We start from the raw sequence: 22,272 nt of genomic DNA, 5'->3' as shown, positions 1-22,272 counted from the left end.
GGCCTGCTGGGCGCGCAGGGCGGGCTTCGTTGCTCAAGGGGATCTATTCGCGCGCTTACACTTGCTCACAGTCAGTCATCGGGATTTCTGGCATATAGCCTCGTCCCACCGTCATCTTCGTAAACCATCATGAAACCACTGCTGTACATCACCCCGCTGCGGGCCTTGTTGTTTGGCCTGACACTCGCGCTGTTCGAGCTGCTGACCTACCTGGCCAGCGACGCCGTCATGCCGGCGATGCCCGTTGTGGTGGGCGAGCTCAAGGCCGGCCCCGAATACATTCCCCACGCGCTCAATCTCTACCTGCTCGGGGGTGTCTTGCTGCAATGGCTGATCGGGCCGTTGGCCGATCGCTACGGCCGCCGACCGCTGCTGCTCACCGGTTGCGCATTCTTCGGCCTGGCGTGCCTGGGCACCTTCTGGGTCCATGACATTGGCCTGTTCAACCTGCTGCGTCTGCTGCAAGGCATCGGACTGGGTTTTGTGGTCACGGTCAGTTATCCCGCACTCAACGAGGCATTCAGCGAGGCGGATGCCGTGCGCATGATGGCCTTGCTGGCCAATATCGCCTTGCTGTCGCCACTGCTGGGGCCTTTGGTGGGGACGCTGATGCTGCAATGGCTGGACTGGCGCTGGTTGTTCGTGGCGTTTGCCATTGGCGCTGTGGTTGCCTGGTTGCTGCTGTATCGGTTGATGCCCGAAACCTTGGGTGTGGAGCGGCGCGACGGCTCGCGCCTGGCCTTCACCCCGATCCACCTGTTGCCGTTGCTGGCCGGGTACGGGCAGCTGCTGTCGAACCGGCGTTTCGTCGCCGGCAGCGCCGCCCTGGGCCTGGTTGGTCTGCCGTTGATCGGCTGGATTGGCCTGTCCCCGGTGCTGCTCATCCACGATGAAGGGCTAAGCACGCTCGCCTATGCCCTGTGGCAGTTGCCGGTGTTTGGTGGGCTGATTCTGGGCAACCTGATCATCAACCACATTGCCGACCGTCATCCGCTGCCGACGTTGGTGCGCGGTGCGCTGTGGCCTTATGTGGCAGGGCTCTGCCTGATGGTGGTGGCAACCTGGGTATGGCCGAGCGTTATCAGCCTGGTGGCAGGTCTTTCGCTCTACGCACTGGGCCTGGGTATCGCCAATGCCGTGCTCTATCGCATGACATTGTTCGCAAGCACTCAAAGCAAAGGCCTGGTCTCGGCCATGCTCGGCATGATCACCATCGCGCTGCTGGGATTAGGCGGGGCCTTGCTGGCCATGATCGGTGCCGGGGCGAGCCTTTTGCACTTTGCCGTGGCGGCCAGTGTGGCAGGGGGGCTAGCCCTGTGGCCGCTGTGGTCGCTGTTGAGGGCGCGCAGTGCCCAAGCGGCTGTGATGCCTTAGGCGGTACACATGCCTTGCCCTCGCAAGGCAGGCGGTTCAGGGCTGCTCGGAGGCCGGGGCAGGTGGGCTGGCCGACTGGCCGGGCGTGCTGTCCTGGCGCCACTGCAAGGCGATCAGGATCAAGGTCGGCACGCCAAGCAGCGCGGTGATCAGGAAGAAATCGTGGTACCCGAACTTCTCCACCATGACGCCGGAATAGCCACCGATCAAGCGTGGCAGCAGCAACATGATCGAGCTCAGTAGCGCATACTGGGTGGCCGAGAACTTGAGGTTGGTCAGGCTCGACAAGTAGGCGACAAAGGCTGAAGTCGCCATGCCGGAGCTGAAGTTGTCCAGCGAAATGGTCACCACCAGCATTTCCAGATTCGGGCCCATGTCCGCCAGCATCAGGAACAGAATGTTGGTGCCGGCTGACGCCACACCACCGATGAACAGAATGGGCATGATGCCGAAGCGCACGATGAGCAGGCCGCCCACGCCGGCGCCCACCAAGGTCATGATCAGACCGAAAATCTTGCTGACACTGGCGATCTGGTCCTTGGTAAAGCCCATGTCGATGTAGAACACGTTGGCCATGACGCCCATTACCGTGTCGGACATGCGGTAGGTGGCGATCAGCCCGAGTAGCAGCAGGGCTTGCCAGCGGTAGCGCACGATAAAGTCATTGATGGGCGTGAGCACCGGCGCAAGGCCGCGGCGGCCAAGGCTCGACAGGCAAGCCCAGGACAGCAGCACGTACAGGATCAAGCGCAGGAAGGCGCGGTCCTCGAGCAGCAGGTCCAGGGGCGTGGCGTCGCCCGAGATCACGCTCGACCAGCCTGTATTGAACATCTGCGTGAAGCTGGCCGGCACCGACACCAGCAGGATGATGAGCACGAACACCGAGGCCAACTGGTGGGCCAACCCGTAGCGGGCTGCCGAAAGCTGGGTGCGCAGGGGCACGGGTGGCTCGCGCATGACCAGGGTCGTGAAGAGGGCCGGAAGCATCATGACTGCGAACATCACATAGGTGCCGGCCCACGCCTTGTGCAGGTAGCTGAACCCGGTGGAGCCAAACCATTCGGCAAAGAACAGCGCGCCGGCGGTGGCGAGCAGGGCGGCGACGCGATAACCGGCCATGTAGCTGGCGGCCAGGGCCGCCTGGCGCTGGTCATCGGCGATCTCCAGGCGGTAGGCATCCACGGCGATATCCTGGGTGGCCGAGGCAAAGGCCACCAGGACGGCCAGGGCGATCAGCCACGAAAGGTGCTGTTGCGGGTCGCACAGGCTCATGCCGACCAGGCCCACCACGACCAGTGCCTGGGACAGCAGCAGCCAGGAACGGCGACGCCCCATGCCGCCCAGAAGCGGTAAACGCCATTGGTCCAGCAGCGGCGACCACACCCATTTGAAGGCATAGGCCAGGCCGATAAGGCTGGCATAGCCGATGGTTTCCCTGGCTACGCCGGCTTCGCGCAACCATACGGAGAGGGTCGAGAACACCAGCATGTAAGGCAGGCCGGCCGCGAAGCCGAGCAGCAAAAGCACCAGGGTTGACGGGCTGGCATAGGCAGCGAGCGCAGCGCGCCAGGTTTTACGGGGCATGGACCAACATCTGCCTCAAGTTTCCAGGACAAAGCGCGCACTCTAACCGCTGTGCTCCATCGGGCGCCAGCCATGGCGCGTCATATCCACGCGATTGTTGGCCACGTGCACGCCTTCGGCACGCAAACGGGCCCGTTGCTCATCGCCCGATGGCGTACCTGAAGGCAGGCTCAGGCGACCGCCTGCGCCCAGCACCCGATGCCAAGGCAAACGCGTGCCCTCAGGCAACTGGGACAGCGTGCGGCCCACCCACCGGGCGGCCTTGCCAAGCCCGGCAAGCTCTGCCAGTTGGCCATAGCTCACCACGCGCCCGACAGGCACCTGGCCGAGCACTGAATACAATGCCGTCCGTCGGCCCTCTGCAGTTTCCAAGGTATGCTCCATCGCGTCGAACACCAGGCCCTCCCTGGGGTGTACATGAAACCTGACCAACGGCCGGCAAATGAGAGTGGAACTCATCGGCGCGTGGCAGGTCTTTGCTTGCTCTTGCCGGTTGCATCTGGATAATGCCCGGTTTTCTCGCCAAATCGAACCTGTAGCCCGCTTATGTCCTTCAAATTACTGCTCTCACTGCTCGCCGCCTCCTGCTGCGTCTCCTCGGCGTTCGCCGATACTGTCTGGATGAAAAATGGCGACCGCCTGAGCGGCAAGATCAAGGTCTTCGACGGCGGCAAGCTGCTGCTCGAAACGCCTTACGGCGGTTCGATCGCCTTGGACTGGAAACAGGTGAAGACCCTTGAAAGCGACCAGGAGCTGCTGGTCAAGCAGGATGCCTACTCCGGCGAGAAGGCCAAGTCGCTCCAGGCTGCCGAGGCAGGCAAAGTGACCCTGGCCAACGGCGAGGCACCCAAGACGGTGGACCTGGCGAGCATCGAGCAGATCATGAAGCCCAAGCCGGTGGTCGAGGACCTGGTCTGGAAAGGCAATGTCGATGTGGCGCTGGACTACAAGCGGGCCGAGAACGACACCGACGACTACGACGTCAGTTTCAAGACCACTGCACGCCATGGGCGCTGGCGTCATAACGCCGAAGGCGAGTACAACCGCGAGACCAAGGACGATGTCACCACCACCGACAACTGGAGCGCCGAGTATGCGCTGGACCGCTTCCTGACCGAGAAATGGTTCTGGCAGGGGCGTGCCGAGTACAAGCGTGACCGTATCGAAGACCTCGCCCGCCAGCGCACGGTGGGTACTGGCCCTGGCTACCAGTTCTGGGACGACGAGCTGGGTGCCTTCTCGCTGGGCTCGCTGATCAACCGTACCGACTTCGAGTACCAGGACGGTGACAAGGACAACTTCTATTCCGCCGCCGTGAAGTGGGACTACACCCGCTACCTGATCGGCAAGAAGGTGCAGCTGTTCACTAACGGCGAGCTGGCAAAGCCCCTGGGCAATGTCGCCGACTATTCCCTGGACGCCGAAGTGGGCCTGCGCTACAAGGTCACCGACTGGGCGTCGCTGAACCTCAAGGCCGAGAAGGACATCATCAGTGGCACCCGCGAGAGCGACCTGGACAAGACCCGCTACACTGCAGGCTTTGGCGTTACCTGGTAAGCCGTCGGGGTTAAGCTGGGCGATTGGAGTCAGGCCTGCCCTTGTCGGTCTTGTGCCTGCCATCACCGCCTGCTGCCTGCAGGGTTTCATCGAGGGGTTTCGAAGTGAGTGAGAACGCCGTCCGTCCTGCCCGGGAATTGTTGCTCAAGGAATACCGGGGGGTCTTGTCGACCCATTCCAAGTCCATGCCTGGTTTCCCGTTCGGTTCGGTCGTGCCCTATTGCCTCGATGCAGAGGGCAGGCCGCTCATCCTGATCAGCCGTATCGCCCAGCACACGCATAACCTGCACAAGGACGCCAAGTGTTCGCTGCTGGTGGGCGAGCGTGAGGCGCAGGACGTGCAGGCGGTCGGGCGACTGACCGTCATGGCCGAGGCGAGCAAGCTGCAGGACCCGGCCAGCATCGAGGCAGCGGCCCTGCGCTATTACCGCTACTTCCCGGACGCGGCCGACTACCACCAGGCTCACGACTTCGATTTCTGGGTGCTTGAGCCGGTACGGCATCGCTACATCGGTGGCTTCGGTGCCATCCACTGGCTCGACAAGGTGACCTTGGCCAATCCGTTCGCCGGCAAGGTCGAGAGCGGCATGATCGAGCACATGAACAGCGACCATGCCGTGGCCATCGCGCACTATGTGCAGCTTGCCCAGCTTCCCAGCCACATGCCTGCGCAGTTGGTCGGTATCGACAGCGAAGGGATGCACCTGCGCATCGGCCAGGCGATCCACTGGTTGGCATTTCCGACTCATTGCAATACGCCGACACAAGTGCGCGAAGCCTTGGTTTTTCTGGCCCGCGCCGACCGCTGGCCGGCTTCGAGCGAAATACCTGCTTGAAAAGCGGAGCACACGCATCCATTTGTAGGTCTTACTGCAAGGGTGTCTTGCGACGAGGAATGCTTTGATGCGTGTTTTTCTACTGCTGCTTCTGCTGTTTCCAGTGCTGGAGCTGTTCGTCTTCGTGAAAGTCAGCGGTGCCATCGGGTTCTTCCCCGCATTGCTGCTGATTATCGCCGGCTCCGCCCTCGGGGTCTTGGTCATGCGAGTCGCCGGGTTGGCCACGGCCCTGCGTGCGCGTGAAAGCCTGCAACGCGGTGAGCTGCCTGCCGAGGACATGTTCCATGGCATGATGCTGGCGGTCGGCGGCGGGCTGCTGATGATCCCCGGTTTCATCAGCGACGTGCTCGGCCTGCTGTGCCTGTTGCCCTTCACCCGCCGTCTGGCGGCTCGCAAGATGCGCGAGCGTGCCCAGGCCCAGGCGACCCGCCAGCGAGCGTTTCAGGATGACCCTTTGCAGGGCCAGCCCCCGCGTGACGGGGGCCATCGGCCCAATGTGATCGAAGGCGAGTACGAGCGCCGCGATCAGTGAGAACAGGGCCGCCAAGCGGCCCTTTTTCATACCTAGGCAAAAAAAATTCCCTGCCAAGCCTTGTAATCGATTCGGACGGCCTCATGTAGTGGTCACCGCAAGGTTTCTGGTGGTGACACCAGACATGACTCAGGCCGTTTGCTCGTTGCGAGCGGCCTTCCGGCAACGCCGGACAGCATCAACCCGCCGGTGTCGACACCGGCCGATGAAAACCACAATTTGGGAGAGATCGACAATGAAGCTTCGTCCTCTGCATGACCGCGTCGTCATCCGTCGCAGCGAAGAAGAATCGAAAACCGCTGGCGGTATCGTCCTGCCAGGTTCGGCCGCTGAAAAACCAAACCGCGGCGAAGTCGTCGCCGTCGGCACTGGCCGCGTCCTGGACAACGGCGAAGTACGTGCACTGGCCGTGAAAGTGGGTGACAAAGTGGTTTTCGGCCCGTACTCGGGTAGCAACACCGTGAAAGTCGACGGCGAAGACCTGCTGGTCATGGCCGAAAACGAAATCCTGGCCGTTGTTGAAGGCTGATTTCCACCGACTTCCCGTTACTCCAAAGATTTATCAAGGATTAAACGATCATGGCTGCTAAAGACGTAAAATTCGGCGATTCCGCTCGCAAGAAAATGCTGGTTGGTGTCAACGTTCTGGCTGACGCGGTAAAAGCGACCCTGGGCCCGAAAGGCCGTAACGTGGTACTGGCCAAGAGCTTCGGCGCGCCGACCATCACCAAGGACGGCGTTTCCGTCGCCAAGGAAATCGAGCTCAAGGACGCCTTCGAGAACATGGGCGCCCAGTTGGTCAAGGAAGTCGCTTCCAAGGCCAACGATGCAGCCGGTGACGGCACCACCACCGCGACCGTGCTGGCTCAGTCGATCGTCAACGAAGGCCTGAAGGCCGTCGCTGCCGGCATGAACCCGATGGACCTCAAGCGCGGCATCGACAAGGCGACCTCCGCCATCGTTGCCGAGCTGAAGAACCTGTCCAAGCCATGCGCCGATTCCAAGGCCATTGCCCAGGTCGGTACCATTTCCGCCAACTCCGACAGCTCCATCGGTGAAATCATCGCCGAAGCCATGGAGAAGGTCGGCAAGGAAGGCGTCATCACCGTCGAGGAAGGTTCGGGCCTGGAAAACGAGCTGTCGGTCGTCGAAGGCATGCAGTTCGACCGCGGCTACCTGTCCCCGTACTTCGTCAACAAGCCAGACACCATGGTTGCCGAGCTGGACAGCCCGCTGCTGCTGCTGGTCGACAAGAAGATCTCCAACATCCGTGAGCTGCTGCCAGTACTGGAAGCCGTTGCCAAGGCCGGCCGCCCGCTGCTGATCGTTGCTGAAGACGTCGAAGGCGAAGCCCTGGCTACCCTGGTCGTCAACAACATGCGCGGCATCGTCAAGGTTGCAGCGGTCAAGGCACCAGGCTTCGGCGACCGTCGCAAGGCCATGCTGCAGGACATCGCCGTCCTGACTGGCGGCCAGGTCATCTCCGAAGAAATCGGCCTGTCCCTGGAAACCGCTACCCTGGAACACCTGGGCAACGCCAAGCGCGTTACCCTGTCCAAGGAAAACACCATCATCATCGACGGCGCTGGCGCTGAAGACGATATCCAGGGTCGCGTCAAGCAGATCCGTGCTCAGATCGAAGAAACCTCTTCGGACTACGACCGTGAGAAGCTGCAAGAGCGTCTGGCCAAGCTGGCCGGCGGTGTTGCCGTCATCAAGGTCGGTGCTGGCACCGAAGTCGAAATGAAAGAGAAGAAAGCCCGCGTCGAAGACGCACTGCACGCTACCCGTGCAGCGGTCGAGGAAGGCGTGGTGCCTGGCGGTGGTGTTGCCCTGGTGCGCGCCCTGTCTGCAATCGTTGACCTCAAAGGTGACAACGAAGACCAGAACGTCGGTATCTCGCTGCTGCGCCGTGCGGTCGAATCCCCGCTGCGTCAGATCACTGCCAACGCCGGCGACGAGCCAAGCGTTGTGGCTGACAAGGTCAAGCAGGGTTCGGGCAACTACGGCTACAACGCTGCGACCGGCGAGTACGGCGACATGATCGAAATGGGTATCCTGGACCCAGCCAAGGTTACCCGTTCGGCACTGCAAGCTGCTGCTTCGATCGGCGGTCTGATGATCACCACCGAAGCCATGGTTGCTGACCTGCCGGAAGACAAGCCAGCAGGCGGCGGCATGCCTGACATGGGCGGCATGGGTGGCATGGGCGGCATGATGTAAGCCAGCCTTACCCTCGCTATACCCCTAAGCCCCGGCTCGCAAGAGCCGGGGCTTTTTCGTTCAGGGCTCGGCACTCGACCGGGGGGCACTGACTCAGGCAGGGTTGGGCTCGGCGGCTGGCCTGTCTGCTGCCCGTCTGCGGTACAGCACCAGGTAGTAGGCACCCAGGCCGATCAGCCAGCAGAACACGGCCGTCCACACGTTGTGGGACAAAAAGTGCGCCCCTTGCATCATCCTGCCCACCGACAGGACCGTACCGGCGATCAGGGCGGCCGCAAATGCCACGCGCGCGAGGCGCGGTTTACGATCACGCAACGCGAAAAACAGCGCGAACAGGCAGAACCCCGTGGTCGCGTGACCGCCCGGCCAGCACAGCCCCGGCTTGTCGGTAGCAGGCCTTGGCTCGAGCAGCTTGCTGTAGGTTTCCGAGCCGCCGAACTGCGTGAGGCTCCAAGGGCACTGCACCTGCGTCAGTTTCTTAAGCGGTGTGACGAAGGCGGTGGACACCCCCAGTGCGAGCACCAGGCAGCCCAGTTCGCGGCGCCAGCTGTACAAACCCTTGACCAAGAAACTTGCCGCGAACACAGCCAGTGCCAGTACGCCCAACACGATTACGCCCTGCTTGACCCGGTCATGCAGGATGTTCTCCAGCAGGTAGCTGTGGCGACCGATGAACTGCCCGGTGGCGGTATCGAAGAACAGGTTGGCTATGTCCATGTCCACCGACGTCCATTCGAGCGCCACCAGCCCAAGCATGATGGCCATTGGAATACCCAGGTACAGCCACAGGTTCAAGGGGCGAGGGCAATTTGATTGCTGCATGGCGGCTCCAGGGCGCGAGAAGGTCGCGCATTGTCAGGCCGCTTCTATGCTGTGTCCGTGAAGGTTCGGTGAAAAAAACGTCAAGCCGCCTGAATTCATCCAAAGGCTGGCACCCCGCAGGCTTAGGCCTTAAGCTGCGCCTGCCGCGCATCACCGCGAGCAGCGTCGCACAGGAGAAATTCATGCGCATCCTCTTGGTTGAAGACAACCGCGATATTCTGGCCAACCTTGCCGATTACCTCGGCATGAAGGGCTATACCGTCGACTGTGCCCAGGATGGGTTGTCGGGCCTGCACCTGGCAGCGACCGAGCACTATGACCTGATCGTGCTCGACATCATGTTGCCGGGCATCGATGGCTATACGCTGTGCAAGCGCCTGCGCGAAGACGCACGCCGCGACACGCCGGTGATCATGCTCACCGCCCGCGATCAGCTGGACGATCGGCTGCAAGGCTTCCGTTCCGGCGCCGATGACTACCTGCTCAAGCCCTTCGCCTTGTCCGAGCTGTCTGCGCGTATCGAAGCCGTGCTGCGCAGGGCGCAGGGTGGTGGACGTCGCACGCTGCAGGTTGCAGACCTGAGCTACGACCTCGACACACTCGAGGTCAGCCGGCAAGGCCGCCTGCTCAAGCTCAACCCGGTCGGCCTGAAACTGCTGGCGGTGCTCATGCAGAAGAGCCCGCACGTGTTGCGGCGCGAAGTGCTCGAAGAAGCCCTGTGGGGCGATGACTGCCCCGACAGCGACAGCCTGCGCAGCCATGTACACCAGTTGCGCCAGGTGATCGACAAACCCTTTGAAAAACCCCTGCTGCATACCGTCCATGGCGTCGGCTATCGCCTCGCCGAGGGCCGCGATGGAGTTTAAACAGAGCCTTGCCCAGCGCATCATCATTGCCTTTGCGTTGATGAGCGCGCTGGTGGCGGGGGCTTTCGCCGTGGGTATCGTTTCTACCGTGCACCTGGTGGAAGAACGCCTGATTTCGTCGGTGCTCGGCGGTGACTTGCAGCGTCTGTTGCGCATGGACAGCGTCAGCGACTGGAGTCACCGTCCGCGACCGGACCAACTGTTCTACTTCAGTGGCGGGCGGGACGACTTCGAGTTGCCAAAGGACCTGCGCCATCTGGACCGGGGTTTCCACGAGGTCTTTCGCGATCAGCTTTCGTATCACGCCATGGTGGAGATCGTGGACGGTCGTCGCTACGTGCTGTTGCAGGATCAAAGCGACTTCGAGGAGCGAGAACGGCTGCTGTTCGCGGTGGTGGTCGTAGGGTTCGTATTGAGCCTGGTGCTCGCCGTGATTCTGGGCTGGTTGGTAGCGCGTCGGGTGATGGCGCCGGTCATCCGCCTGGCGCGCCAAGTGCGCCATCGCGATCAGCTGTTGGGGTTGGCGCCACCATTGGCGCCTGATTACGCCGCCGACGAGGTCGGGCAGTTGGCAGTGGCCTTCGACGACACCCTGGGCCGTCTGCGCGATGCCTTGACGCGCGAGCGCCTGTTCACAAGCGACGTCAGCCACGAGTTGCGTACGCCGCTGATGGTGCTGGCCACCTCGTGCGAGCTGCTCATGGAAAACCCGGCACTGGACGCGCGCTCGCGCAGTCAGGTCGAACGGGTAGCCCGCGCCACCGAGGAAATGCGCGAGCTGGTAAAAACCTTCCTCATGCTGGCCCGGGCTCAAAGAGACGAAGGCGCTGTGGCTTCGCGGGCAACCCTGCGCGAGGTGGGGGACGAATTGATCGGTGTATGGCGCGACACCATCGAACAAAAGGGGCTGACGCTGCATTACGAAGGCCGTGGTAACGCAGGTCCGGTCTTGTACAACGCCACCTTCCTGCAATCGGTCATGGGCAACTTGCTGCGTAATGCTGCCCATTACACCGACAGCGGTTACATTCGTCTGACCCTGCAAGCCACGCATTTCACCGTGGAAGACAGTGGGGTAGGCATCCCGGAGGAGCAGCGCGAAGCCATGTTCAAGCCCTTCGTGCGGGGGGATGAGCGCCGAGGTGAAGGGCTTGGCCTGGGCTTGTCGTTGGTCCAGCGCATTTGCGATGACCAAGGCTGGCAGGTCACCCTGACCTCGACCCACCCCCATGGCTGCCGTTTCCAAGTGGACCTCAGCAGCACCGTAGCCAAGGGCGAGCTGAACACACTTTCGTAATAGCCTGTAAGAAATATCCTATTGAAGAACGCTTTTTTCACAAGGCCATAACCTGATTCCAACGCTTGGCTGCTTAGTCTGGCCGCCATTGGAATCAGGAGATGCCCGATGCGTAGCCCCATCAACCTCGAGTTTTCCCGTAAATACGACAAGGCCCATGCCCAACAGTATTTTTTGAAGCACCAGGCTGGCCTTGCCAGGCGCCTTTCCCATAAGCGCGATGAACAGTTGGCTCGACGGGCCCTGATGCTGGCGGGCGAGCCGGGCCTGGTCCTGGACCTGCCCTGCGGGGCGGGTCGCTTCTGGCCACTGCTGGCGGAAAAAGCCAACCGCGTGATCATCGGAGCAGACAATTCTGCCGACATGATCGAGACGGCATGCGCGGCCCAACCACCGGAAATCGTGGCCCGGGTACGACCTTTGCAGACCTCGGCCTTTGCCATCGAATTGCCGGACAACGCGGTGGACAGCATCTTTTGCATGCGTCTGTTTCACCATATTGGCGAAGCGGCGCACAGAAAAGCGATTCTCAATGAATTTCATCGGGTTAGCCGAGACAGCGTGATTGTGTCGTTGTGGGTGGATGGCAATTTCAAAGCCTGGCGGCGCAGGAAGCTCGAGCGGCGTCGCGGCGCCGAGCATGGACCGGAAAGTTACCAGAACCGTTTTGTGTTACCCACCGAAACGGTTGAGGCGGAATTCGCTGCCGCGGGTTTCAGAATCCAGGAGCGTCTCGACTTCCTGCCGTTTTATGCCATGTGGCGTGTGTATGTATTGCGCAAGGGTTGAGGCGCATTGACGGCTCTCGAGGGCAGCGCCCTGTGCGTGATCACCCATGTGACAGGTGCCGCCATTCGTCGTTCAAGCGTGCAAAGGGGCGTAGGTTGCACTACGTTGATGAGGTAGCGTTTGGCAGCGCTGTCAAAGGGTTAGGGCAATGAAACTAGAAATAGCTCGAACTTTGTTCCTGGTTGGGGGCCTGGCGCTCACTACCGTTGCGGTGGCAGCGTGGGAACAACCAAAAACAGTGGTATTCAGCCAATCGGAGCTGGCTGAACAATGTGCACTGCCGCGCGAGGTAAAGCCGCAGCAGCAGGCCAAGGTGCAGCCTGATCATGACCTGCTGCTGTTCCTGTTCGGCATGCGCCAGGGCCTGCGGCCGTTCGGCTAAGCCGCAGGGCATGGCCTGACGCACATTTCAGATTAGGTGCAGGTGATTGTCCCAGAAGCCTGAAGGCAGGTTCAGGGGCTGGCCGACAAGCTGGTGCTTGCGGCAATCATAGAACCGGCAACGGCCTTGGCCAGATGTCACGACGAACCCGTCCTTCACCGCACCAACCCCGGCACAGTCGGGCATGGGCGCATCCAGACGAACGGCGCCGCTGTCCAGGTCCCAGACGAACAGGCGGTTAGCCCGTGGTGCTGTCAAGGCCACCAGACGCAGTTCGTCGTGAATGGCCACGCTGGCGGTGTACTGGGCCATGGCCTGTAGCTGGTGTTGCGCAACGGGGAAAGCCTGGAAAGGCTGGCCCGGCCGTTTGATCGCCAGTAGCTCGGCAGTATCCGAGGCATCCCCCATGAACTGCTGGCACGCGGCAATGGTCCCGTCGCGTGCTACCGCCAGGTGACGAACACTGTTCATCTGCTGGGCCAGGGTTTCCTTGCTCAACAAGGTGCCGTCGCGCTGCATCAGCACCAGGCTCGGCTCCATGGCATCAAGGTTCATTTCCACCCGGCTTTCGGCTTCGGTACGGATGCCACCGTTGGCGACTACCAGCGTTTCGCCGTCCGGCAGCCAGGCGACTTCGTGCGGACCAATGCCGTGGGTGCTGAGCTCGCCTGTGCGCACCAGGCGCTCGTCGTCGAAACGGTAGACCCCCAGCACGCCACGGCCAGGGTCACGGGTATCGTTTTCGGTGGTGTATAGCCACTGTCCGTCCTTGTGGAGCACGGCATGACCATAGAAATGCCGGTCGGGCGGCGATACCACCGTCTGCAGCAGCTTCCCGTCGCGCAGATCGACCAGGTAGCTTTCGGTCCCTGGGCGGCGAGCCACGAACAGGGCGACGGGCCGGTCGGGGTGATCGATGATGGCATGGCAACGCTGGGCGACCTGGGTGCTGAACACCTGGGTGCCGTCCAGGCGATAGCCCACGGCGTAGTGCTTGCCGTCGGCGTCGTCGCGTGCCGAGAGCAGCAAGGGCTCGCTACCTTTGTTGCGCAGAAGCGTCCAGCCGCCCAAGGTAAGGGCACTGAGCACAACGCTACCGAGTTTCAGGGCCTGGCGTCGCAGCATGATCAGTCACCGTCGTTGGCGTTGAAACCCAACTGAATGTTAAGTGCCTTGGCCAACTCACCTTCATGCAGGCGGTGTACCACGTTGAGGCTGTCGTAGATCTGGTTGAGGGTCTGCTGGCCTGCATCGTCGGCCAGCAGCTCGCCCAGGGTTTTCTGATTGTCGGCCAGCAACTTCAACGATGTGGCGTAGGCATCGTCTATCTTTTGCGCAAGCGCCTTCTGATCGCTAGGCAGCAGCCCGCGCAGCCCTTGATTGTCCACACCCACCCAGACCGCCTGGGCCGCCTTGAGGCTGGCCTGGAGGCTGTTCATGGAGTTGTGGCTACGCCAGGCTTCAGCCTGCAGCGGCTGTGGGATGCCTTTGCTTTGCCGCCCCATGGGCGCACCCAGCTTTTTCTTCAGCGAGTCCAAAGCGGTCACCTGTGCGCGCAGCAGGTCGGCGATGGCCTCGTGCGAATCGGCGTAGCGCTGGTTGGGGAACTTGGTCATCTGCGAGAGCATGCCATCAGTGCTGTTCCAGCCCTTGAGAATTTCCTCGGCCAGCCCCTTCTGGTGCTCGGCGATGGCCACCAGCATCGGGCAGTATCGCGCCTTCTGCTCGGCCGTGGCGATGTCCGGCTTGCTGTCGAACAGGATGTACTCATAGGCCGACAAGCCGCGGACGACAACGCTGGCCTTGGCCAGGGAGGCCGCATCGACAGGCTTGTCCGCATTGACCAATTGCTCGACCTGACGGCCGACCAGGTTCTTCTTGTCAGGCCAGAACTGTACCTGCCACGCACGGTTGCCTTCGGCCAGTGGACCCACCAGCAAGGGTTGCAGTTCGGCCCAGGCCTTTTGCGCATTGAGGAAATCGGCGCGCGCCTTTTCCAGGGTCTCCTTGCCTTCACAGAAAGCCAGGGCGCTGGCGGCCAGCATGCGGTCGGCTTCGACCCAGCGGCTGTAGGTGGGCAGGATCACCTGCTTGGCGATGGCCGCGGAGGTGACGGCCTGCGGATCCTGCGGCGAGCAGGCGCCAAGGGCCAGGGCAGCGAGGCTGGTAAACAACAGTTTGGGTCGGAACATGGCCGGCTCCTGTGCATGTTTAAAGTGAGTTCAGAAAAGCCAGCAGCGCAGCGCGCTGCTCGGCATCGAATGTAAGGACGAAATCGCGTGCTGCCTGGGCTTCGCCGCCGTGCCACAGCACCGCTTCGAGCAAGTTGCGCGCGCGTCCGTCATGCAGAAATTGCGAGTGACCGCTGACCGTTTCGCTCAGGCCGATTCCCCAGAGCGGGGCCGTGCGCCAGTCCTGGCCGTTGGCGGCAAATTCGGTTCGTTCATCGGCAAGGCCGGGCCCCATGTCATGCAGCAGCAGATCGGTATAGGGCCGGATGGTCTGACCGGCGAGCTCCGGCTCGGCGGCATCGCTGGCGGTGGTGAACTGAGGAATGTGACAACTCTGGCACCCGGCCTCGTGGAACAGGTTCTTGCCTGCAAGCACCTGGGGGTCAGACACATCCCGCCGGGCCGGTACTGCAAGGTTGCGTGTATAGAAGGTGACCAGGCGCAGGATGTTGTCACTGACTTCCTTTTCGCCTGCCACGCCGTCGCCATTGGGCGCTGCGCGGCATTCGACCTGCGCCTGGGTGCAGTCGTCGTTGGGCTGCAATGTCGTCGTCAGGCCCATGTCGCCGGCGAACGCATGCGCGTTCTGCTGGTTCACGTTGGGCTGGCCCGCTTTCCACCCAAAGCGGCCAACAACTGAACGTCCCTGAGCGTCGTCCCATACGCGGTTGGCGCGCCCACGAATCCCGTCGCGATTGCGGTCGTCCGGGTCTTCGTTGGCCAGCAGGTCGGCCTCGGGGATCGCCTCGAGCAGGCCCAGGCCGATCATCGGTGGCGCCACGCGTGCCGAAAAGCGCGTGTCCGGGTGCATCGCCCCATAGCCCAGCTGAGTGATCTGCAACGCAGGCATGCGCAGCTCGACCTGATAGCCATCCTTGAACGAGACCGTCTGCGGGGTGTAGGTCATGCGCACCTTGCCTTCAGGCACTACGCCAGGAATGGCCATGTCCTGAAGCTGGGTGCCGTACACAGGTTCCGGTACCACCCCGAGCCGTTCGATGACCTTGGCCAGGTAGGGCTGGTCAGGTATCGACAGGCGCACGAGCATGCCAACTGCATTGCTGGCATCTGTTGCGGGGGGGTGGCCACGCCCGTCGCGCACATGGCAGTTCTGGCAGGCGTTGGTATTGAACAAGGGGCCCAGGCCGTCGCGCGCCGTTGTGGTAGAGGGGGCGATGACCCACGGGTTGCGAAAGAAACTGTTGCCCACGGCAAAGTCCAGGCGCCGCTCAGGGGAGAGATTGGCAGCGGGCTGCGAATACGCATTGCGGTCACTGCGCAACACGGTCGTCTTGCCACCTGACAGCGCTTCGCCCGGCTCGGCCTGGGTGAAACGCGGAGCGTCATCACAGGCAGCGAGGGCAAAGACCAGCAGCAGAGGGGCAAGTCGGGACAGCGGCAGGGACATGCAGAATCCTGGGCCTGAACGTAAAAACCGGCGTGCAAGCTTATCAGGCCCAGGATCATTGAATAAGAGCAATTTGCGTTTGCTGGATGAAATCGTCTTGGCAGGTGCTTATGCCATGAAGAGTTTGAACTGGCGATTGACCAGGCTGACGATGAGGTTCTTGCTACCGCCTTCATGATTATCGCCCGGGACCTCCATCACTTCTTCGCTGGTGTATTCCATGGACGAGGCGGTCAGGTATTTCACTACATCCTTGTGGGCGGGCTGCCAGTAATCCTGAAAAACCCAGATGTTGGTCTCTGCACCTGGCCCCAGAATCAAGCGCAGCGCCTTGTAGTTCTCTTTGGATTTACCGATCCAAGGTACCGCGAGCGAGCCGTTCCAGGCGTGCTGGGCGCCAATTGCCAGGCTTTGGCTACGGCTCTCTCCGTCAACCAAAGTCAGGGTATAAGGCGTGTTGTTGGCAATGGAACGCAGGTAGGTGACGCTGGCCATGGTGTATCTCCTTTATGGATGAGTACTCGGACGTGGCAAGGGGGCGCTCGGGGCGCGGTATACGTAGGCCGCGAGCAAGGTGATTTCATTGAAGGGCGGTTCGAGGGTGGCTGGATCGAAGCGACCCAAGGGTTGCAGGCCATACTCGTGAGCCACGGCTTCGAACAGTCGTCGGTCGCTTTCGTTGGGGTCGTACAGGTAGACCTTGCCTGACCCTGCCAATACACGGCACATTTCCTCGGCCACCGTGTGGGTGATCGGCGCGCCCATGAGGGTGACATGCGGGACGGAGTGATCGTCGATCGGGAACTTGGGCGCGTCGTACTCATACACCAGGATCAAGTTGGGAATCGGCCCGCCAGCAAATGGGCCGTTGGAGATGCGCTGCCCTGCTTTGTTGAGGTTATAGGCGTTGTGAAATCCTGTGATCAGGTTCGCGCCTTCAGCGCGCTGCACGATCCGGCCCTCTCCCCAGACATCGAGAATCTGCAGCATTGGCTGCCTCCCTGTTGGCGATTGAATGATGCGTACAGGGTGGTCGATCATCGGCCTGCCAGGCAGCGGGAAGCGCTGCCGCAGACATGAAAACGCCCGGCTCTAGGCCGGGCGTCGGGTGTTGCACAAGGGTGGGATCAGAACTCGTGGTCGGCTGTGTCAGGGTTCAGGTTGTCGATACCCAGTTTGCCGGCTGCCTGTTCGATGGCACCGGTCTGCTTGACCAGGGCTGCAATCGCATCACGCACGATCTGATTGCCGGCGGTGTTGTCGGCAGCGATCAGTTGGTCGTAGTGCTCGCCTTTGAGGGCGTGATCGACGATCACCTGGATCTTCGCTTCGGTGGCTTCCAGGTCTGCGCGCAAGGTCGCATCGGCGGCAGGGTCGGCCTTGGCCACCAGTGACGACAGGCTAGGCCCGGTCAGCTTGGTGCCATCGGGGCGGGTGTACTCGCCCAGATAGACGTTGCGAATGCCCTTGGCATCGTAGAAATGCGAGTAGTGAGTGTTGTCGCTGAAGCAGTCGTGTTCGTCCTCGGGCGAGTTCGCCTCCAGGGACACCTTCATGCGCTCACCGGCCAGCTCACCGAGCGACAGGCTGCCCATGCCGAACAGCATCTTGCGCAAGCCGTCGGTGGCAGGCTCGGCTTCGAGCTTGGCGCGATAGTTGTCGGTCACGTTCGGCGCCCAGTTGGCAACCATCTCGTCGAGATCGGCGACCAGCAGGTCGGTGACGGCCTTGAGGTAGGCACGGCGGCGGTCGTTGTGACCACCCGTGGCACCCTGGCCTTCGAGGTAGTCCGACGCCGGACGGTTACCCGCACCTGGGCCGGTACCGTTCAGGTCCTGGCCCCATAGCAGGAATTCGATGGCGTGGTAGCCGGTGGCGACGTTGGCTTCGGAGCCGCCCAACTCGTTGAGGCTGGCCAGCTTCTCCGGGGTGATGTCCTTGACGTCGATCTTCTCTTCGCCCACCTGGATCTCGGTGTTGGCGATGATATTGGCACTGGCTGCCGGGTTGCCCAGGGCGTGCTCATAGCTGGTGTCGACGTAGTCGATCAGGCCTTCGTCCAGGGGCCAGGCGTTCACCTGGCCTTCCCAGTCGTCGATGATGGTGTTGCCGAAGCGGAACACTTCGCTTTGCAGGTATGGCACGCGCGCAGCGACCCAGGCGTCCCTGGCGGCCTTGAGCGTCTGATCGTTGGGCGTGGCGAGGAATGCGTCCACGGCGCTCTGCAGGGTTTTGGCGGTGCTCAGCGAGTCGCTGTACACGGCATGGACCATCTCGGCGTAGTGCTTGACCACGGCCTTGGCAGCGGCTTCGTCGACAGCCCCCGGCGTTGCTGCAGGGGTGCTGGCGGCAGCGGGCGCCTGGGCTTGCGGCGCGGCGGTCTTGTCGTCCTTGCCTTCACCGCAACCGGCGAGAGCGATGGCAATGGCCAGCAGACTGGCAGAGGCCAGGGGCGTTCGAATCATTGTTGGTTTCCTGCGTCGTGTGGTTGGACCATGGATGAACCGTGCGCGATGGCACGTTGAACCGACACATCATGCGAAAGATTTGCATTTGCTGTAAAGGGTCCAGCCTGCGATTCATGTAAAAGCAGGTCACGACGTGTCATCTGTGCACTCAGAGCACGGAAACCTGATTGCGCTGGGCCTGCCTGAGGAAGCTGGTCAGTTCCCGGGCCGACAGCGGTTTGCTGTAGTGGTAGCCCTGGCCCTCGTGACAGCCTTGGGCAATGATGTAGGCTTCCTGTTCGGCGGTTTCCACGCCTTCGGCAATGACCTGCATGCCCAGGCTTTTGCCCAACTGGATGATGGCGCGCACGATGGTCGCGTCATCGTCGTCATCGAGCAGGTCCTGCACGAAGCTCTTGTCGATCTTGATCTTGTCCAGGGGCAAGGACTTGAGGTAACTCAATGACGAGTACCCGGTCCCGAAGTCGTCGATGGCGATCAGGGCGCCCGAGCGGCGCAGGCTCAGCAGGTGTTGGGCCGCGGTGCTGATGTCCTCCATCAGGCCAGTCTCGGTCACCTCCAGTTCCAGGCTGCGCGGGGGCAGGCGATAGGCCTGGAGCAAATTGTTCACCACCCGCGGCAGTTCGCTGTGGTGAAGTTGGACGGTGGACAGGTTGACCGCCATGCGCAGTTCGCTGAAGCCCAGGTCGTGCCATTCGCGCAATTGCTGGCAGGCCTGGTCGAGCACCCACTCGCCGATCCCGATGATGCTGCCGTTCTGTTCGGCCAGCGGTATGAACTGATCGGGCGGCACCATGCCCAGTTCCGGATGCTGCCAGCGCAACAGCGCCTCGACCCCTACAACGCGATGATCGCGATAGCTGATCTGGGGTTGATACACCAGGTACAGCTGGTTGCGTGGCAGGGCCTCGCGCAGGTCCTTTTCCAGCTCACGGCGCCGACGCATCTCGGTGTCCACGCTCGCGATATAGAACTGGTAGCGATTGCGTGAGCGCGCCTTGGCCAGGGTCATGGTCTGTTCGGCTTTTTGCAGGAGTTTTTCGGTGCTGTCGCCGTCTTCCGGGAACAGGGTGATGCCAATGGTTGCGCGCAGCCGGATCTGCTGGTGGTGGTCCAGGTCGAAGGGCACTTCCAGGTCATCCAGGATGCTTTGCGCAAGCTCTGCCGCTTCGTAGGGCTGTTCGATGTTGGCCTGCACCAGTGCGAACTGGTCGCCCCCCAGCCGCGCCAGCGCGCCCAGTCGTCCGCTGTGGGCCCTCAGACGATCGGCCAAGGCCAGCAGCAACTGGTCGCCTACCTGGTAGGTGAACTGCTCGTTGATGCCCTTGAAATCATCCAGGCCTACGCATAGCACGGCCACCCGGTGTTGCAGGCGCCCACCGTCCACCAGAATCTTGTCCAGTTGCTGCTGCAGTTGCTGGCGATTGGGCAGGCCGGTGAGGAAGTCGTACTGGGCCATGCGCTGCAGACTGTTCTCGGCCTCATGGCGCAGATGGGTATTGCGCTCGATCGATGCCAGCAACTGGTTGGCGGTGTTCACCCAAAGGCCGAGCTCGTTCTTCTCATGGCCTTTGATCAGTGGGATCTGATGCTGGCTGGGGCGATCCGGATTGATCTGGGTGAGGTGTTCGATGATTTTGGAGAGTGGCTTGGTCAACAGCCAGTGGTAGACCAGGTACAGCACCAGCCCCATGGCAAGCGCTCGAAGCACGCCGGAGATGAAGATGATCACGGCATTGATCAGAAAGTCTTCGCCATAGGCCGCCGTATCGAGGGTGATGTTGAGGTCGCCGTAATATTCACTGTAGGGCCCCCGGCCTACCAGCTGCGTGGAGTAGCTACGCTCCTGGCCAAGAATCAGGTCGGTGAGCCAACGCAGGGGCATGTCCTGCAAGGGTCGGGACTTTTCTGCCAGCATCGTCTCGTTGGGGTGGCCGATGGAGGCCATTCGAACCGACTCGTCCTGAAACAGGCCTTCCATGACCTGCATGCCCATTTCTCGGTCCAGGCTGTAGACCGCCTGTGTGGAAGGATCGCGGAACATGTCGAGGATACGCTGGGCGTCATTGTTGACGGCCTGGCGTGTCTTGTAGGTGTCATAGACGATTTGCGCACAGCTGAGCACGACGCCGACCGCTAGCGCCGCCAGGAGCACGACCCTTAGCAACTTGACCGACAAGCTGTTACGCAATTCCAGCTTCAAGGGAGGTTCCTTAATCCATGCAAATGACATTATTTTGCCATCAATCACGACCCTTCACTACGGGAGGGTCATTAGCAGTGTATCGGTTGAAGCCCTGGGTAACTTGAGTGGGCCTCGTCAAGAAACCGGAAGTTTGATGTTAGCGCGCTATGCACACTGAGCAAGTGCCACATCGCCGAACAGCAGGCATAAAAAAGCCCGGCACGTGCCGGGCTCTCAGAGCGTTACGAGGCTCAGGCCTTGAAGGTCTTGCCTTCGAACTGCTCGGCCACGAAGGCCCAGTTGACGAGGTTCCAGAACGCCTCGACATACTTCGGCCGCAGGTTGCGGTAGTCGATGTAGTAGGCGTGCTCCCAGACATCGCAGGTCAGCAGCGGGGTATCGTCGCTGGTCAGCGGGTTGCCGGCACCGATGGTGCTGGCCAGCGCCAGGGAACCATCAGTTTTCTTGACCAGCCAGCCCCAGCCGGAACCGAAGGTGCCGACGGACGTCTTGGTGAACTCTTCCTTGAACTTGTCGAAGGAACCGAAAGCGGTGTTGATGGCTTCTGCCAGGGCGCCGGTCGGCTGGCCGCCGCCGTTTGGCGACAGGCAGTTCCAGTAGAAGGTGTGGTTCCACACTTGAGCGGCGTTGTTGAAGATGCCGCCCGACGAAGAGGTGACGATCTCTTCGAGGGTCTTGCCTTCGAATTCGGTGCCCGGGACCAGGTTGTTCAGGTTCACGACATAGGTGTTGTGGTGCTTGTCGTGGTGATACTCCAGGGTTTCCTTGGAGATGTGCGGCTGCAGGGCATCGTGGGCGTAGGGCAGCGGCGGCAATTCAAAAGCCATGGTAGATCTCCTGATTCAGGTCTAGTTCGCGGTTTGCGCAGGGCCGATCACGGGCGGCCCTATGTGCGTCGGCGAGTTTGTACTCTTTGCGACGCAAGGGCTGGATCATAGCACCAAGCCTTGGCGCATAACCACGCAACAAACATAGGGATTAGAGGTTCCAGGCGCCTTGGCGGGCAGCGACCGGTGGCAGTCGTTTCCAGACCGGACAGGCAGGTAAGTCGCCCGTTGGCACCCACGAGCCCGCACGATCAGTTGAAGATCAGTTGCGCTGCCACGGCGAACATCATCACGGCCACCATCAGGTCCAGCAGTCGCCAGGTGCCTGGCCGTGCCAGCCAGGGCGCCAACCAGGCCGCCCCGATCGCCAGGGTCGAGAACCACAGCAGCGAAGCACTGGCAGCCCCGGCCACGTAGGCGCCCGGCGCCGTCTGCTGGGCCCCGAGCGAGCCGATCAGCAGCACGGTGTCGAGGTAAACGTGGGGGTTGAGCAAGGTGACCGCCAGGGCACTGAGCAGCACGGCGCGCCGTGAGCGCATGCCTTGGCCCTGCTGGTGCTGCAGGCTCTGGTCGGAAAAGACGCTGCGAAGCGCCTTGGCCCCGTACCAGATGAGGAACACCGCGCCCCCCCAGCGGGCAACGCTCAGCAGCGTCGGGTTATGGGCCAGGGCCGTGGCAAGGCCGAAAACACCTGCGGCGACCAGCAGGGCATCACACAGGATGCACAGCGCTGCCACCGGCAAGTGATGCTCGCGGCGCAGGCTTTGCGCCAGGACGAATGCGTTCTGCGTGCCGATGGCCATGATCAGGCCCAGGGCGACCAGCAGGCCATTGAGATAACTCTGCCACATGGAAGACGACTCCTCGAAA

Annotated in this window: 22 protein-coding genes; 10 read left to right on the top strand and 12 right to left on the bottom strand. The window is 61.8% G+C overall.

The annotated features are described in order from the left end of the window. Positions 1 to 129: 129 nt before the first annotated feature. Entirely contained in the window at positions 130 to 1,374 is a 1,245-nt protein-coding gene (locus FH041_RS13005; protein WP_049696494.1) for an MFS transporter, read from the top strand. A 36-nt stretch (positions 1,375 to 1,410) separates the two neighbouring features. Here the strand turns inward: FH041_RS13005 and FH041_RS13000 are convergent, their stop codons facing one another. Together FH041_RS13000 and FH041_RS12995 are read right to left on the bottom strand one after the other, a co-directional pair. Further along, positions 1,411 to 2,958, bottom strand: coding sequence for an AmpG family muropeptide MFS transporter (locus FH041_RS13000; protein WP_027914493.1), 1,548 nt, complete (start codon positions 2,956 to 2,958; stop codon positions 1,411 to 1,413). Positions 2,959 to 3,000: 42 nt separating this feature from the next. After that, complete coding sequence (locus FH041_RS12995; protein ID WP_088522941.1) at positions 3,001 to 3,342, bottom strand: MGMT family protein; 342 nt, start codon at positions 3,340 to 3,342, stop codon at positions 3,001 to 3,003. A 162-nt stretch (positions 3,343 to 3,504) separates the two neighbouring features. Here FH041_RS12995 and FH041_RS12990 point away from each other — a divergent pair, with 162 nt between their 5' ends. From FH041_RS12990 to groL, 5 genes are all read left to right on the top strand, one after another. Continuing rightward, positions 3,505 to 4,515 carry a DUF481 domain-containing protein gene (locus FH041_RS12990; protein WP_027914495.1) on the top strand — a complete coding sequence of 337 codons (1,011 nt, stop codon included), beginning with the start codon at positions 3,505 to 3,507 and terminating at the stop codon, positions 4,513 to 4,515. 104 nt (positions 4,516 to 4,619) lie between these two features. After that, positions 4,620 to 5,351: a HugZ family protein gene (locus FH041_RS12985; RefSeq protein ID WP_027914496.1), complete on the top strand. Its 732-nt coding sequence runs from the start codon at positions 4,620 to 4,622 to the stop codon at positions 5,349 to 5,351. Positions 5,352 to 5,418: 67 nt separating this feature from the next. Then, positions 5,419 to 5,883 (top strand): FxsA family protein, encoded by a 465-nt coding sequence (locus FH041_RS12980; protein WP_027914497.1) that lies wholly within the window; start codon positions 5,419 to 5,421, stop codon positions 5,881 to 5,883. A gap of 235 nt (positions 5,884 to 6,118) precedes the next feature. After that, entirely contained in the window at positions 6,119 to 6,412 is a 294-nt protein-coding gene (locus FH041_RS12975; protein ID WP_003251905.1) for a co-chaperone GroES, read from the top strand. A 50-nt stretch (positions 6,413 to 6,462) separates the two neighbouring features. Beyond that, complete coding sequence (gene groL, locus FH041_RS12970) at positions 6,463 to 8,106, top strand: chaperonin GroEL (RefSeq protein ID WP_027914498.1); 1,644 nt, start codon at positions 6,463 to 6,465, stop codon at positions 8,104 to 8,106. A 93-nt stretch (positions 8,107 to 8,199) separates the two neighbouring features. Here groL and FH041_RS12965 read toward each other — a convergent pair whose 3' ends face one another. Beyond that, positions 8,200 to 8,928, bottom strand: a complete 729-nt coding sequence (locus FH041_RS12965) for a phosphatase PAP2 family protein (protein WP_027914499.1) — start codon at positions 8,926 to 8,928, stop codon at positions 8,200 to 8,202. Between the two features lie 182 nt (positions 8,929 to 9,110). On the opposite strand from FH041_RS12965, the gene colR reads away from it, so the two are divergent. The 4 genes from colR to FH041_RS12945 all read left to right on the top strand — a co-directional run bounded on the left by colR (position 9,111) and on the right by FH041_RS12945 (position 12,262). Beyond that, positions 9,111 to 9,794, top strand: coding sequence for a two-component system response regulator ColR (gene colR, locus FH041_RS12960; protein WP_023534349.1), 684 nt, complete (start codon positions 9,111 to 9,113; stop codon positions 9,792 to 9,794). Then, the gene (locus FH041_RS12955; RefSeq protein ID WP_027914500.1) at positions 9,784 to 11,091 is read left to right on the top strand and encodes a HAMP domain-containing sensor histidine kinase; all 1,308 of its coding nucleotides are present in this window, start codon (positions 9,784 to 9,786) and stop codon (positions 11,089 to 11,091) included. The genes colR and FH041_RS12955 overlap by 11 nt, the downstream gene beginning before the upstream one ends. A gap of 108 nt (positions 11,092 to 11,199) precedes the next feature. Next, positions 11,200 to 11,880, top strand: a complete 681-nt coding sequence (locus FH041_RS12950) for a class I SAM-dependent methyltransferase (RefSeq protein WP_027914501.1) — start codon at positions 11,200 to 11,202, stop codon at positions 11,878 to 11,880. A 148-nt stretch (positions 11,881 to 12,028) separates the two neighbouring features. Beyond that, the gene (locus FH041_RS12945; protein WP_023534390.1) at positions 12,029 to 12,262 is read left to right on the top strand and encodes a hypothetical protein; all 234 of its coding nucleotides are present in this window, start codon (positions 12,029 to 12,031) and stop codon (positions 12,260 to 12,262) included. 27 nt (positions 12,263 to 12,289) lie between these two features. On the opposite strand, the gene FH041_RS12940 is transcribed toward FH041_RS12945, so the two are convergent. The 9 genes from FH041_RS12940 to FH041_RS12900 form a co-directional block, all read right to left on the bottom strand. Next, the gene (locus FH041_RS12940) at positions 12,290 to 13,387 is read right to left on the bottom strand and encodes a DUF1513 domain-containing protein (protein ID WP_027914502.1); all 1,098 of its coding nucleotides are present in this window, start codon (positions 13,385 to 13,387) and stop codon (positions 12,290 to 12,292) included. A gap of 2 nt (positions 13,388 to 13,389) precedes the next feature. Beyond that, positions 13,390 to 14,454, bottom strand: a complete 1,065-nt coding sequence (locus FH041_RS12935; RefSeq protein WP_027914503.1) for an imelysin family protein — start codon at positions 14,452 to 14,454, stop codon at positions 13,390 to 13,392. A gap of 19 nt (positions 14,455 to 14,473) precedes the next feature. Beyond that, a complete protein-coding gene (locus FH041_RS12930) occupies positions 14,474 to 15,901 on the bottom strand; it encodes a di-heme oxidoredictase family protein (RefSeq protein WP_027914504.1) in 1,428 nt (475 codons plus the stop codon). Positions 15,902 to 16,009: 108 nt separating this feature from the next. Continuing rightward, positions 16,010 to 16,396, bottom strand: a complete 387-nt coding sequence (locus FH041_RS12925) for a hypothetical protein (protein ID WP_027914505.1) — start codon at positions 16,394 to 16,396, stop codon at positions 16,010 to 16,012. A 12-nt stretch (positions 16,397 to 16,408) separates the two neighbouring features. Then, positions 16,409 to 16,891 (bottom strand): hypothetical protein, encoded by a 483-nt coding sequence (locus FH041_RS12920; RefSeq protein ID WP_027914506.1) that lies wholly within the window; start codon positions 16,889 to 16,891, stop codon positions 16,409 to 16,411. Between the two features lie 137 nt (positions 16,892 to 17,028). Next, the gene (locus FH041_RS12915) at positions 17,029 to 18,366 is read right to left on the bottom strand and encodes an imelysin family protein (protein ID WP_027914507.1); all 1,338 of its coding nucleotides are present in this window, start codon (positions 18,364 to 18,366) and stop codon (positions 17,029 to 17,031) included. Between the two features lie 151 nt (positions 18,367 to 18,517). Continuing rightward, complete coding sequence (locus tag FH041_RS12910; protein WP_027914508.1) at positions 18,518 to 20,572, bottom strand: bifunctional diguanylate cyclase/phosphodiesterase; 2,055 nt, start codon at positions 20,570 to 20,572, stop codon at positions 18,518 to 18,520. 233 nt (positions 20,573 to 20,805) lie between these two features. Beyond that, entirely contained in the window at positions 20,806 to 21,402 is a 597-nt protein-coding gene (locus FH041_RS12905; RefSeq protein ID WP_027914509.1) for a superoxide dismutase, read from the bottom strand. A gap of 251 nt (positions 21,403 to 21,653) precedes the next feature. Then, entirely contained in the window at positions 21,654 to 22,253 is a 600-nt protein-coding gene (locus FH041_RS12900; RefSeq protein ID WP_027914510.1) for a LysE/ArgO family amino acid transporter, read from the bottom strand. Positions 22,254 to 22,272 lie beyond the last annotated feature (19 nt).

It is taken from the genome of Pseudomonas sp. SWI7 (assembly GCF_006351945.1).
GTDB classification, from domain to species: domain Bacteria; phylum Pseudomonadota; class Gammaproteobacteria; order Pseudomonadales; family Pseudomonadaceae; genus Aquipseudomonas; species Aquipseudomonas fulva.
Note: the sequence above shows the minus strand (reverse complement) of the source record. Positions and strands in the feature narration are given on the sequence as shown.